Annotated in this window: 16 protein-coding genes; 1 reads left to right on the top strand and 15 read right to left on the bottom strand. The window is 41.7% G+C overall.

The genetic code is table 11. The features are described 5' to 3' along the window. Positions 1 to 45: 45 nt before the first annotated feature. From JOC78_RS06510 to JOC78_RS06470, 9 genes are all read right to left on the bottom strand, one after another. Positions 46 to 444 carry a hypothetical protein gene (locus JOC78_RS06510; RefSeq protein ID WP_204553691.1) on the bottom strand — a complete coding sequence of 133 codons (399 nt, stop codon included), beginning with the start codon at positions 442 to 444 and terminating at the stop codon, positions 46 to 48. A 234-nt stretch (positions 445 to 678) separates the two neighbouring features. Beyond that, positions 679 to 963, bottom strand: a complete 285-nt coding sequence (locus tag JOC78_RS06505; RefSeq protein ID WP_204553690.1) for a hypothetical protein — start codon at positions 961 to 963, stop codon at positions 679 to 681. Positions 964 to 1,122: 159 nt separating this feature from the next. After that, positions 1,123 to 1,545 (bottom strand): 3-hydroxyacyl-ACP dehydratase FabZ, encoded by a 423-nt coding sequence (gene fabZ / locus JOC78_RS06500; RefSeq protein WP_204553689.1) that lies wholly within the window; start codon positions 1,543 to 1,545, stop codon positions 1,123 to 1,125. A 12-nt stretch (positions 1,546 to 1,557) separates the two neighbouring features. Beyond that, on the bottom strand, positions 1,558 to 1,680 hold the full coding sequence (locus tag JOC78_RS17450; RefSeq protein ID WP_338023179.1) for a DNA-directed RNA polymerase subunit beta: 123 nt from the start codon (positions 1,678 to 1,680) through the stop codon (positions 1,558 to 1,560). A 97-nt stretch (positions 1,681 to 1,777) separates the two neighbouring features. Then, entirely contained in the window at positions 1,778 to 2,599 is an 822-nt protein-coding gene (locus tag JOC78_RS06490; protein ID WP_204553687.1) for a flagellar hook-basal body protein, read from the bottom strand. 22 nt (positions 2,600 to 2,621) lie between these two features. Then, positions 2,622 to 3,458: a flagellar hook-basal body protein gene (locus JOC78_RS06485; RefSeq protein WP_204553686.1), complete on the bottom strand. Its 837-nt coding sequence runs from the start codon at positions 3,456 to 3,458 to the stop codon at positions 2,622 to 2,624. A gap of 239 nt (positions 3,459 to 3,697) precedes the next feature. Next, the gene (mreB, locus tag JOC78_RS06480; protein WP_204553685.1) at positions 3,698 to 4,699 is read right to left on the bottom strand and encodes a rod shape-determining protein; all 1,002 of its coding nucleotides are present in this window, start codon (positions 4,697 to 4,699) and stop codon (positions 3,698 to 3,700) included. 747 nt (positions 4,700 to 5,446) lie between these two features. Further along, the gene (spoIIID, locus tag JOC78_RS06475) at positions 5,447 to 5,707 is read right to left on the bottom strand and encodes a sporulation transcriptional regulator SpoIIID (protein WP_204553684.1); all 261 of its coding nucleotides are present in this window, start codon (positions 5,705 to 5,707) and stop codon (positions 5,447 to 5,449) included. A gap of 291 nt (positions 5,708 to 5,998) precedes the next feature. Beyond that, a complete protein-coding gene (locus JOC78_RS06470; protein WP_204553683.1) occupies positions 5,999 to 6,838 on the bottom strand; it encodes a stage II sporulation protein SpoIIQ in 840 nt (279 codons plus the stop codon). Positions 6,839 to 7,109: 271 nt separating this feature from the next. On the opposite strand from JOC78_RS06470, the gene JOC78_RS06465 reads away from it, so the two are divergent. Beyond that, the gene (locus JOC78_RS06465; protein ID WP_204553682.1) at positions 7,110 to 7,544 is read left to right on the top strand and encodes a VanZ family protein; all 435 of its coding nucleotides are present in this window, start codon (positions 7,110 to 7,112) and stop codon (positions 7,542 to 7,544) included. 29 nt (positions 7,545 to 7,573) lie between these two features. Here JOC78_RS06465 and spoIID read toward each other — a convergent pair whose 3' ends face one another. From spoIID to atpD, 6 genes are all read right to left on the bottom strand, one after another. Further along, positions 7,574 to 8,590, bottom strand: coding sequence for a stage II sporulation protein D (gene spoIID, locus JOC78_RS06460; RefSeq protein WP_420829905.1), 1,017 nt, complete (start codon positions 8,588 to 8,590; stop codon positions 7,574 to 7,576). 240 nt (positions 8,591 to 8,830) lie between these two features. Then, positions 8,831 to 10,141: a UDP-N-acetylglucosamine 1-carboxyvinyltransferase gene (gene murA / locus JOC78_RS06455; RefSeq protein WP_204553680.1), complete on the bottom strand. Its 1,311-nt coding sequence runs from the start codon at positions 10,139 to 10,141 to the stop codon at positions 8,831 to 8,833. Positions 10,142 to 10,170: 29 nt separating this feature from the next. Further along, the gene (locus JOC78_RS06450) at positions 10,171 to 10,884 is read right to left on the bottom strand and encodes a YwmB family TATA-box binding protein (protein WP_204553679.1); all 714 of its coding nucleotides are present in this window, start codon (positions 10,882 to 10,884) and stop codon (positions 10,171 to 10,173) included. A gap of 209 nt (positions 10,885 to 11,093) precedes the next feature. Then, complete coding sequence (locus tag JOC78_RS06445) at positions 11,094 to 11,291, bottom strand: DUF1146 family protein (RefSeq protein WP_420829913.1); 198 nt, start codon at positions 11,289 to 11,291, stop codon at positions 11,094 to 11,096. Between the two features lie 102 nt (positions 11,292 to 11,393). Beyond that, positions 11,394 to 11,801 (bottom strand): F0F1 ATP synthase subunit epsilon, encoded by a 408-nt coding sequence (locus JOC78_RS06440; protein ID WP_204553677.1) that lies wholly within the window; start codon positions 11,799 to 11,801, stop codon positions 11,394 to 11,396. Between the two features lie 23 nt (positions 11,802 to 11,824). Continuing rightward, positions 11,825 to 13,243, bottom strand: a complete 1,419-nt coding sequence (gene atpD, locus JOC78_RS06435; RefSeq protein WP_204553676.1) for a F0F1 ATP synthase subunit beta — start codon at positions 13,241 to 13,243, stop codon at positions 11,825 to 11,827. Positions 13,244 to 13,262 lie beyond the last annotated feature (19 nt).

Here is a 13,262-nt window from a genome sequence, read left to right as displayed (position 1 = left end):
AGTAAAGAATAGAAGCTACCTTTAATTCGGCTTCATCTGCAGGGCTTAACGGCTCTGCTTTTTTTTTAGTTCTTCAGTTAAATAGTCTATAAAAAATTTCGCTTCGGCCTTGCATGAGATCTCATAGCTTGTGCCTAGTTCTTTTTGAAGAGTGTTTAATTGATCGAGCTGTTCTTGTGATGCGGGTTCCGTTAAAATTTTGTCGATCACTTCATTAATCTTCCCAGCCAGTTCTTGATGGAACACGGGGTCAGCTTTCATTTCATCACTGATTTGGCTATACCATGAAGCGCTTTCGTTAATATAATTTCTCCACCCACTAACGAAATCTTCAAGGTTAAATGCTTTTTCACTCCAAGATATGCTATTCATATATTGCGTGAAAGAAGTTGTGATCGAACGAGTGATACTTATTTTCACACCTTGAGATAAATTACTTAACATTTGCAATAAGTACCTCCTAGCTTGTACTTTCCCACTCTTAATAAAATACATCGTCTATTACTTTATCATAACGGAGGGGAAAATGACAAAACTTTTATTGATTTTCAGATTGCTACTATAAATAGTTTAATTTTCCTTTCGCCAAACTACAAGAGGATAATTTTACCGAAGTGTAAATGTGAAAAAGGGGTCAGGCTCTCTCCACTGTATGGGGGAAACCTGACCTCTTTGTTCTTACTTATTCTCTTCTTCGGTTACGCCGCTTTCGTCCACGTCACCGTTTTCTTCCACTTGATTTTCTTCTTGCTGCATATCTTCTTCCATATTTTCTCCTTCAGTTGCTGGTTCTTCCTGCATTTCTTCTTCAGTTGCCGGCTCTTCCTCTTGCGTCTCTTCTTCTTGCATCTCTTCCTCTTCTGCCGGATTTTCTTCTTCCACCGGCTCCTCATTTCCACATCCTGCAAGAAGCATAGCCGCTAATGCAGAACCTCCTATCATTTGCAACAGTCTTTTATTCATCATCAATCTCTCCTTTATTTTACATATTTGAATATCGATCAGCCTATCTTTTATAATTCCCATTTTCTTTTAAAATAATCACTTTTTTACAAGTGATTTGGGGACAGTCCCCATAAAAAAGCAGCCAGACTTTTGTCTGGCTGCTTTCATGCGTTCTTCTTATTGAAGTGCAAACATAATCTCCGCTTCGCAAACTACTTCTCCATCTACAGTCGCTAGGGCTTTGCCTTTGCCGATAGAGCCGCGCAGGCGAACCATCTCTACCTCAAGACGAAGCTGGTCTCCAGGCGTCACCTGGCGCTTAAAACGGCACTGGTCAATTCCTGCAAAGAAAGCCAAACGGCCGCGATTTTCTTCTTTCTTCAGCATGGCTACGGCGCCAACTTGGGCTAAAGCTTCCACAATTAATACCCCCGGCATGACCGGATAGTCAGGAAAATGCCCATTAAAAAACTCTTCATTGGCCGTCACGTTTTTAATGCCCACCGCTTTTTTTCCATCTTCTACTTCAATGATTTTATCAACGAGCAAGAATGGATAGCGATGCGGAATAATCTCTTTAATCTGCTGAATATCTAACATATTTCCCCCACCTTAACCTATGCTATTGATCAACACTTCCACTAAATGTATCCATGTTGATGGTAAAAAAACTTCTAAAGGGTTTCCTTCTCCAATTAGACTGTAACCTACAATGGCTCCTAATGTGGCAGTCACCAAGAAGAAAAAGAAACCTACGACAAAACGGCCGAGGGGTGTGAGACGGGTGCGTTTAGTCGTTTTCCTTAAGTTATCTGTCACAGTTTCCTCACCTCTACCGTATACCGTTAACCAATCCCATCATTTGATCTGATAGAGAGATCGCACGGGACTGAAATTGATAAGAGCGCTGTACATTTGTCAGTTCAGCCATCTCTTTTGCAAAATCCACATTTGATTTTTCAAGTGTACTTTGCTGCAAGCCGATTTCATTTCGTTCAAGAGCCGCTAAATTCCGCATGATTTGGTCTTCCGGAACAGCGGGATTCGCTGGAAGTGTAAAAAAGTTGGCTCCTTTTTGCTCGAGAAACTGCGGACGGTTGACTTGCACAACGCCTAAGTTAACCGTCTGTGCCTCACCTATAGTTAAGACTCCGCCTTCTCGCAAAGAAATTGGGCCGTTCTCTGAACTAAACGTGATGATATTATCATTTTCATCAAGCACAGGGTGGCCTTCGTTCGTAACAAGCATCACTTCATTATTATTGACCGGCGTCACAGAGAAAGCTCCATCGCGAGTGTAATGAACTTGACCTTGTCCATCTTCCTGCACTAATACTTTAAAGAATTGATTTTCTTTTGTAAAGGCAAAATCAAGCTGGCGTCCAGTTGTCTGCAAGCTGCCTTGCGAGCCTATGACTTGAGACTGAGCAATTTTGGCGCCCGCTCCGACTCGAATGCCCGGAGGTGTTAACCGGCCAATTTCCTGATCTTGTCTAAGCATATTTAATGACTGCTGATTGATTAACTCCGCAAACGTCGCTTCACGGCGCTTATAGCCATTCGTGTCCACGTTGCTCATATTATGGCTGATGATATCTAGTTTTTGCTGTAATTGACCAAGTGTATTCACAGCTGTAATCATTGTACGGTTCATTTCATTTCCACCTTTTAGGAGTTTAGTTCACGCGGCCAATTTCGTTTGCGGCTTTCTCCATGCTGCGGTCATAGGCAGTTAGTATTTTTTGATTCGCTTCAAATGCCCGGTAAGCCGTCAGCATATCCGTCATTGTTCTCGCAGCATCCGTATTGGATGCTTCTAAAAACCCTTGTTTCATCTGAAATTGAGCTTCATTTTGCGTATACGCATCTGGAAGTTCTCCGCCTTCTGAACGAAATAATCCATCTCCCTCTTTAACCAGAACATTCGGATTCGCTGCTAAAGCGACACCTATTCGTCCAGCCGCTGCGCCATTTTCAGTAATTTGTCCAGTTTCATCGACCGTATACTGGTCAGAGTTCAATTGAATTCTCTGTCCCTGTTGGCTAAGGACGTAATGCCCGCTTGCCGTCGTTAAGTACCCCTCTGCATCAAGTGTGAAATTTCCATTACGCGTGTAGCGGGTCACTCCGTCAGAGCCTTGCACGGTATAAAAAACCATTCCGCTCTGGCCAGATTCTTCATTGACCGGCATCGAGATATCTAATAAAGCTAGATCCGTTTTAGCACCTGTTTCACGAAGATCCCCCTGTGCAAAAAGAGGCATCGTTTCTTGCATATAAACACCTGTATTCACTGACCCTAAGCGAGGCTCAAATGGCAGGTTTAATTTCTTCTTTGTCGGTATTGACACTTGATCCATGCGCTGAAGGAGCATTTCAGGAAACGCGCGCATAGAGGATTGGTCGGCTTTATAGCCAGGAGTATTCGCATTAGACATGTTGTTAGTCAGCATTTCAGTCCGACGCTGCTGAGCGATCATACCGGATGCTGCTGTATAAAATCCTCTAAACATCCTTTCACCTCATTGTTTAGGTTGTTTGGTTTATTATAACATTTTATAGACCAGGCAGTTACTCTTGAATGTGACGTGCCACCTAATATTAATAATTGTTAAATTTCCATTGAAAGAAGGAGACAGTTCTTGGTTGATTACCGCGAATGAAAGACTATAGTCAAAGGGCTTATTTTCTATGAAGGCATTATACTGAGAGGAGAACAAGTGAGACGGAAACCCGCCTCGCTTGTCTTGTATTACTTAATTTTCTTTTTTGAAAGCTTTTCGATATTATCAAGCATTATTCCTGTGCCAATCGCAACACAGTCCATTGGGTTTTCAGCTACTAAAACAGGAAGCTTTAATTCTTCCGCTAAAAGCTGATCCATTCCATGCAGCAAAGCACCGCCGCCTGTTAAAATGACTCCGCGGTCAATAATATCTGCTGACAGCTCAGGAGGGGTTTGCTCAAGTACATTTTTCGCCGCTTGAACAATGACAGCCACTGACTCTCTCAAAGCTTCCTCAATTTCACCTGAATACACTTTCATGGTGCGAGGAAGTCCAGTGACCATATCCCGTCCGCGAATGTCCATTTCTTCATTTCGGCCGTTAGGGTACACCGTTCCGATATTCACTTTAATATCTTCTGCTGTCCGCTCACCGATTAACAGCTTGTACTCTTTTTTAATGTAGCTAAGAATCTCAGCATCAAAGTTATCGCCGGCCATCTTAATGGATGACGCAGTGACGATTGACCCCATTGATAGAACGGCTACATCCGTCGTTCCGCCACCAATATCAACAACCATGTTGCCGCTCGGTTCAAAGATATCCATCCCTGCTCCGATCGCTGCGACTTTCGGTTCTTCTTCTAAATAAATTGTTTTCCCGCCGCTTTTTTCAGCTGCTTCACGAATCGCTTTTTGCTCGACGCTTGTGATATTCGTCGGACAGCAGATTAATATCCGCGGTTTAGACAGAATTCCTTTTACATTTAACTTGGTTAAAAAGTGCTTCAGCATAGATTCTGTAATATCAAAGTCCGCAATCACCCCATCTTTTAAAGGGCGAATCGCAATAATGTTACCCGGCGTTCTGCCCACCATGCGGCGAGCTTCTTCACCAACTGCCAGCACTTTATTCGTATTCTTATCTATTGCTACTACCGATGGTTCGTTAAGAACGATCCCTTGGCCTTTTACATGAATTAATACATTTGCAGTCCCAAGATCTATTCCAATATCTTTAGAGAGCATAAAGTAACCTCCTTTTATAAAAACAGCTGTCATTTTCATCGTTTCTATGTCAATTTTCATATGATACAAGTTATATTTCCCAATTTTTTATTTTATCATATTTGAAATAAAAATGATCCTAAATTGTATAATAATTGATAAATTATTAATATTTTGTTTCTTGACTGTGAGCATGGGGGGGAAATTACTTTTGGCGTTTGGTCGTTGGGGGTGATTTGCGGTGTTTGCGCGAGGTCTTCTCTCTAAGGGGTGGTTGATTCTTTCCGATTCGCGTCATATTCTTTCTGTTTTGCCATTTATTTTTTCTATTTCACGGCATAATCTTTCTATTTTGCTCCTTATTCTGTCCAAAATGACCTAGATTCCTGCCGATCACTTGATTCAGCGATCTCCGCTCAGTCGGTATCGTCGCATTCTTTCTGTTTTGCCATTTATTCTTTCTAATTCACTTCATATTCTTGCTACTTAGCTCCTTATTCTTTCCAAAACGCTACAGATTCCTGCCGATCACTTGATTCAGCGATCTCCGCTCAGCCGATATCGCCGCATTCTTTCTATTTTGCCATTTATTCTTTCCGTTTAGCTCGATATTCTTTCCAGTCCGGCTTCTTTTCTTTCCGTTTGACCTCGTATTCTTTCCAAAACACCAATTATTCCTGCCAAAGTGCATCATTCTACTCTTCTCACACAGCAGCTTGACCGTCACAGCAAAAAGCATCCGCCCGATTAAGAGGCAGATGCTTAACTTTAGTTTAATGCTTCTTCTTTTAAATATTTTTTCTTTGTCGCTTCTCCTCCTCTTAGATGCCGAATTGATTTGTGGTAATCCAATATGGCTTTGACCCGCTGTGCGAGTTCCGCATTGATTTCCGGCAGTCTTTCTGTTAAATCCTTATGAACGGTGCTTTTGGATACACCAAACTCTTTGGCTATTACACGTACGGTCTTTCTTGTCTCCACGATATATTCTCCGATCCTGATGGTTCTCTCCTTGATGTAATCGTGCACAACGCTCGCCTCCCTTATTGGATGTGAGACGTGTGAAATGAGACTCGCTTTCGCTTCGTTGAATAATATCGTCCCGCATGTATCCCTTCTGCGGTAAGAAAGCTTTCACTTTCTTTCTTTTCGGCATATAGTCTGCTCACTCTGCTAATCGGCGTTTGCTCGTCTAACGACCCCTCACCTCAAACACTCCCTCTAAATTTCTATTGCAGGTTTTATTCTTACTATACGAGCGCGAGCCGGAAAATATGATAACTACTGCGGTTATTTCTGCATACGAAAAAAAACAGCTCATTAAGAGCTGCTTTTTTCCTCGTTCGTATCTTCTTGGCTATTGCTTTGATCTTCAAGTTTGCTTGATTCTTGCTCTGATTCTTCAGCTGCATCCTTGCTTTCCTCAGCAGCACCTTGGTTTTCTTGTTCAGTCGCTTCTTCTTTCTCCTCATTGACGACTTCTTCAATCGCCGATACTGGTTTATTGAAGAATTCTTGCGGATTTAGCGCCACTCCATCTTTTCTTACTTCAAAATGTACGTGGATGCCTGCTTTTTCATTGAAAAGACTTTGACCCGCTTTTCCAATCACATCGCCTTGAGCTACTTCGTCACCAGCTTTTAATCCGATATCTTGAATCGATTGATACGTAGTCACTACGCCATTGCCATGCTCGATTTCAACAACATTCCCAAGCAATGAATCTTCTCTTACTTGCGTAACTTTTCCGCTTAATGCAGCTGTAACGTCAAAGCTTTTTCCGTCCTTCGCTGCAAAGTCCATCCCTGTGTTAGGGTGATACGTATTGTTGTAAACGACTAAAGCCGTTTCTTGCTGCTTTTCAGAAGCATTCTCATCGTAAAAGTTGGTTTTGACGATGGCTTCGTTCTGATTTTTCACCGGCAGCATGATATTCTCAATCGTTGAATTCACTTCTGCTGCTTCTTCTTCAAATTCTTCAATGAGCGCATTTCCTTCTAAATCTGCTTCTTTAGCTGTGTCTACACTTGCTACTTGATACCAGATAAACCCAGAAATTAATAGTGCGGCACTCAATAAATAGACTGCTGGAAATACCCAGCGCTTCTTAAAAAAGTCTTTCATTTTTGGGGGAATTGGCTTTTTTTCTCCCTCTCTCATGTTCATCACCTCAGCAACCAGTTTGAACAGGATTGGAGAATTATATACCTTCGTTGGAAAATATTTCTGAAATCTATTTATTTTATTTTTTTCCGAAGCTTTTCTTAGTAATAGGTAATTTATTCTATGATTCCACCTCTGGCATTTCTTGCTGTGCACGTAAAAGAGGAAAACGTTAAAAAAACCGCCACAAAAGTGAAAATATTTTAAAACTAAACCATGCTACAATAAAATTCAGCCAAATAGATTGCAAAGGATGGTGATCGCTATAATGAAATCATTTGCCAGAGGCTTGTCCACTATCGCACCTTTTCTATATATGATTGCCATATGGGTCATGTCGGGCCTGCCTCATGATGCCATTGTTCAATTGCCTCAAAATGACGTTGACCGATGGATGAAAGAATCACTCCACCTGATTGAGTTCGCTATTTTATATGGTTTAATTGTAAATGCCTTTCTAGCAAATGGCCGCTTTACAACCGCTACACACTTAGCAGCCGCTATTATCGCCTCTTTTTATGGCTTAATAGATGAAATTCATCAAGCATTTGTCCCCTACCGCTCTGCTACAATCATTGACGCAGTTAAAGATATAACAGGCGTTCTCATATGTTATTTAATTGTCCGCTACACCTATTTTGAAAACCCACGCAGCCGAATCACTCAAATGATGCTCAAATTCAGCCGGTGGGCGAGTTCCTAACTCCTTGATCGTTTATTGGATCAAAGGAGTTATTTTTTTGCGGTTGCCACGTTTAAATAGCGATCCGCTTGATCAATAGCGACTTCCTGGTAATAATGCTTCACTATTTCCTGGTGATCTTTCCCTTCTTTCGCCATGAAGTTCGCCCCGTATTGACTCATTCCAACGCCGTGTCCGTACCCTTTCGTTGTAATGATCATTTCTTCTTGTTTACGAACCCAGCTGAAATCAGATGATGGAAGCTCTAGCTTTTCTCTAATCTCTCTGCCGGAAAACTCTTTGCCGCCAATCTTCAACTTAGCAATTCTGTTGCCTGATGTTCTTTCCAAGATACTGCCAACTTCCTTACTCGACTTTAATGAAATGCCTAGCCTATTTTCGAATTCCTTTACAGACATCGTCTTTTTAGCTTCATATTTAGGAGAAGCCTCATCCCATTTACTGTTCACACTTTTTAAATAGGGCAAGGATTCACTCCAATAGTCTTCTGAGTTCTCTGTGTATCCATTGCTTGTTGAGAAGAAAGAGGCGGTGATTGGCTGCTGATTGTACGTAAGAATCTTACCCGCTGTTTCCTTTACTGCTTCTTCAATCTTTTTCGATTTCCATTCATAATCTTTTCCCCAAATGTCTTGGAGCTCCTCTTTACTCTTAAATACTTGATGCGTCACTGTATCTGTGACATTCGCTTTGCCGTCGTTTACCATACTGCCGCTCATCATATGTTTGACAATATAGGTTCTTGCGGTGAGTGCCTGGGCTTTTAATGCTTCTTTTTCAAATTCAGCCGGCATTTCAGCTGATACGACGCCCGCCACATATTGTTCAAGCGGAAACGTCTCAACTTGTTTTTTCTGAGAACGGAAGACAGCTACATCCACCGGTGACTCATCGAGTGATCCTTCATTCTGTTTAGGCTGAATATTTTCTTCCAATAAGGTTTCTTCATGGCTAGAGCCAAATGGAATGACCAGCAGAGCAGGAATAATAACAGCGATTAACGTAAGAAATGATAGTCCGATCCATAGCGGGTTAAATTTTTTCACACTGGATGCCTCCATTCATAGATTTGCGCAGCAATCTGTAGCGGTTCAATCTATCGTCTCCATTACAAATGGCGCTAATCATATACATATGGGCAAAAAAAGAGGTTTATGTTTAAAAATTGAATAAAAATGTAAAAAGGCGGCAACAATAGAGAAGTATATATTTCTCGGTATAAATTGAAAATATTCTATGTATAATATGAAAAAACCCGCTTATCACTAAGATAAGCAGGTTATGCCTTAACTATTTTTTTCTGCTGCAAATTCTTCTGTTGTTTCTAAAGTTTCTTCCTCATCATTCACACGAGTAATATCTGCCCCAAGCGCAGCAAGTTTCCCATGGAAGTTCACATATCCACGGTCTAAATGCTTTAACTCTGTTACGCGGGTATACCCTTCACCAATTAAACCAGCAAGGATCAAGGCAGCACCAGCACGTAAATCAGTAGCCGCTACTTCGGCACCTTGAACAGTTGCAGGGCCATTAATGATCACTGAACGGCCTTCAATTTTAATATTCGCATTCATCCGGCGGAATTCTTCTACATGCATAAAGCGGTTTTCGAAGACTGTTTCTGTAATCACACTTGTACCTTCCGCTTTAAGCATCAATGCCATCATTTGAGACTGCATATCCGTAGGGAAACCAGGATGAGGCATCGTCTTAATATCAACTGCTTTTAGTTTTTCTGGTCCAATGACACGTAAACCATTTTCTTCTTCAATGACTTGCACACCCATTTCTTTTAGCTTGGATGTAACAGATGACATATGTTCAGTCACGGCACCTTCAATTAACACATTTCCGCCTGTAATAGCGGCAGCTGTCATAAACGTTCCAGCTTCAATCCGGTCTGGAATGATCGCATGATCCGCTCCTTGCAGCTGCTCTACTCCTTCAATGCGAATGGTTTCAGTTCCAGCTCCAACCACTTTACCGCCCATACGATTTAAAAGATTCGCTAAATCAACGATTTCTGGCTCTTTCGCACTGTTTTCAAGCACAGTTGTACCTTCCGCTAAAGCGGCAGCCATCATGATGTTTTCAGTTGCTCCCACACTAGGAAAATCTAAATAAATTTTTGCGCCTTTTAATCTGCCATTTACTTCTGCATCAATAAATCCGTTTTCTACGCGCACTTTTGCACCCATTGCTTCAAAGCCTTTTAAATGCTGATCAATCGGTCTTGACCCAATTGCACAGCCGCCAGGCAATGCAACACGTGCTTTTCCAGTACGTGCAAGTAAAGATCCCATGACTAACACAGATGCTCTCATTTTACGAACATACTCAAATGGTGCTTCAACAAACAGCTCATTTGATGCATCAACTTCAACTGTATTGTTTTCAAATTTCACGACACAATTTAAGTGGCGTAATACTTCATTAATTGTATATACATCAGAGAGCGTCGGCACATCCCGAATAATGCTCTTTCCTTTACCAGCTAATAATGTTGCAGCGATCACAGGCAAAACTGAGTTTTTTGCACCTTCTACTTTAACAGTCCCATTCAGCCTTTGTCCGCCGCGGACGATAATTTTTTCCAAGGTATTCCCCTCCGCGTCCAATTTATATATTAATATTCAATCGTAATGATCGGCGTGCCAATTACAAAGTTTGTCCCGGCACCCAATCCAGTTTCTCTAAGCCCAATTTGCAGATTCATTTGTTGTGATGGCAGTGGAAGGGTTTCTTTGAAGCGCTCTGAAAATGCGGATAATGAATAAAACCCTGATTCTGAGATGTCTTCTATTTTCTTAGCCTTCCAGACCAATAGTAATGTGGAAATTTGATTTTGCAAAACTTCCTCAAGTTTACCACCGAATTCTCCTTGAATACAAGTGAAAATTGGAGGTGTGTTGTTAAAAATTTGTGAATATGTTTGATCAAATTGTTCGTCCATAAACTTTCGCAGCGCGGATTCATCCGTAATCTTCACTGTATAGATCAGATAAGCCGCTGCTTGGTAGTCACTGTCATAAGATAATTTAATTTGCTGCTGGATATGTCCATTTGAATGAACAGCCACAAGTCTATCTTTCTTGCTTTTTTGCACATCCGAGTATTCCCAGTTCGGAAACAGGGTCTTGATCTTGCGAATCACATCATTCATCTGCTCTCTGCTGGTTTTTTCTCGGGTATGTATCATCCATTCGTTAATCTTTCCCTCTTGTTTCTTCACTTCGTCAGTCATTTGAAGCAGGCCGGTCTGATCCTGTGCAATGGTACTATTCCCGTAATTAACCAGAATAAAACTAAAAACTATTAATATAGTAAGAATCTTCTTCATGATCTTCATCTCCTTCCTTCCCAGTATGCACCGGAAAGAAAGAAAACATACGAGAATTGCGCGAAATTCGCATCCTCTATAAATCTTGTGAAACGATTCACGCATAACATGAAAATACCATGTGCAGGATAAAAAATCCACCCTAAAAAAATATTAAACAAATTCGAAAAAAATGCAAGCATGAAAGAAGAACTAGGTATTTTTTATTATTAAAAAAGAAGAGGCAGTTGGCGGGACCATACGAAGTAATCTAGAAAGAAGTTGCTTACCGTTGATCCTATAGCGAGGGACAATAATATAAATAATAATCTTGCTTGTACAATATGGTTGGCTTTTAGAACTTGTTCATATCGCAGAGCCTGAAGGGACCAAAATGTTAACCCTATAAAAAAGAGGTGCGAAACCATACTAAAGAGTGCTTGCTGGCCGAATTGTTCATACATATTATCACCTGCCTATTTCAATATTTGAAAAAAGAAACCTCCCGCACAGACGGAAGGTTTCTCATTTTATAACTTGCCTTCGTAAACGTCAATACGGTTCATAGCCCGTTTCAACGCTAGTTCAGCACGTTTAAAATCTGCATTCTCTTGTTTGTCGCTTAACCGGCGTTCAGCTCTCATCTTAGCTTCTTTTGCCCGGGCAATATCAATATTTTCAGCTGTTTCAGCAGCTTGCGCTAATATCGTCACTTGGTCCGGACGAACTTCTAAAAAGCCGCCGCTGATAGCAACCAATTCAGGTTTGCCAGCGCCTTTGCTTAAACGGACAGCGCCAACTTGTAAAGGAGCGACCATCGGAATATGTCCTGGCAAAATACCTAGCTCACCGCTTTGAGCTTTAGCGCTTACCATTTCAACTTCCGATTCGTACACCGGGCCGTCAGGAGTGACGATACTGACTTTTACTGTCTTCATTACTTACCCCTCCTGATCCCTTATTATACCTCTACACCCATCTCTTTAGCACTTGCAATGACTTCTTCGATCGGACCTACAAGACGGAATGCATCTTCTGGAAGATGATCGTATTTACCTTCAAGGATCTCTTTAAATCCGCGAACAGTTTCTTTAACTGGTACATAAGAACCTTTTTGACCAGTAAATTGTTCTGCCACGTGGAAGTTTTGAGATAAGAAGAATTGGATACGGCGAGCACGTTGAACAGTTAGCTTATCATCTTCTGAAAGCTCATCCATTCCAAGGATCGCAATGATATCTTGTAATTCTTTATAACGCTGAAGTGTTTGCTGTACTTGACGGGCAACACTGTAATGTTCTTCTCCAACGATTTCAGGAGACAATGCGCGAGATGTAGATGCCAATGGATCTACCGCTGGGTAAATACCCATCTCAGAAAGCTTACGCTCAAGGTTAGTTGTTGCATCTAAGTGAGCAAATGTTGTAGCAGGAGCCGGATCCGTATAGTCATCGGCTGGTACATAGATTGCTTGGATAGATGTAACTGAACCTACGTTTGTTGATGTGATACGCTCTTGTAATTGACCCATTTCAGTAGCAAGTGTCGGCTGGTAACCAACGGCAGAAGGCATACGTCCTAAAAGGGCAGAAACCTCTGAACCTGCTTGAGTGAAACGGAAGATGTTATCGATGAAGAATAATACGTCCTGGCCTTGCTCATCACGGAAGAATTCCGCCATAGTCAAACCAGTAAGTGCCACACGCATACGCGCTCCAGGCGGCTCATTCATTTGTCCGAAGACCATCGCTGTTTTGCTGATAACGCCAGAATCGCTCATCTCGTGGAAAAGGTCATTTCCTTCACGAGTACGCTCTCCTACACCGGCGAATACAGAGATACCGCCGTGCTCTTGAGCGATGTTATTGATTAATTCCTGGATTAATACGGTTTTACCTACTCCCGCACCACCGAAAAGACCAATTTTACCGCCTTTGATGTATGGTGCAAGTAAGTCAACTACTTTAATACCAGTTTCAAGAATTTCTACTTCAGTAGAAAGTTGTTCAAACGTAGGAGCTAGGCGGTGAATGGCATCACGGCGTGCTTCTCCTGCGATTGGATCGTTCAAATCGATTGTTTCACCTAGTACGTTAAATACACGTCCAAGAGTAATATCTCCTACTGGTACAGAGATCGGCTGACCCATATCTAATACTTCAGTATTTCGTTGTAATCCATCTGTTGAAGCCATCGCGATTGTACGTACGGTATCGTCACCTAAATGAACAGCTACTTCTAGAGTTAATTCAGCTGCTGCAGAACCCGCACGAGCACCAACCTGCACTTTTAACGCGTTGTATATTTCAGGAAGCTGACCGCTTTCGAACTTAACGTCAACAACCGGACCCATGACTTGAAGAACGCGTCCTTTGTTCATCTCTTTCCCTCCTAACTAG

It is taken from the genome of Bacillus ectoiniformans, assembly GCF_016908875.1.
Lineage (GTDB): Bacteria > Bacillota > Bacilli > Bacillales > Domibacillaceae > Bacillus_BX > Bacillus_BX ectoiniformans.
The sequence above is the reverse complement of the archived record's forward strand: the minus strand, read 5'-3'. Positions and strand labels throughout refer to the sequence as shown.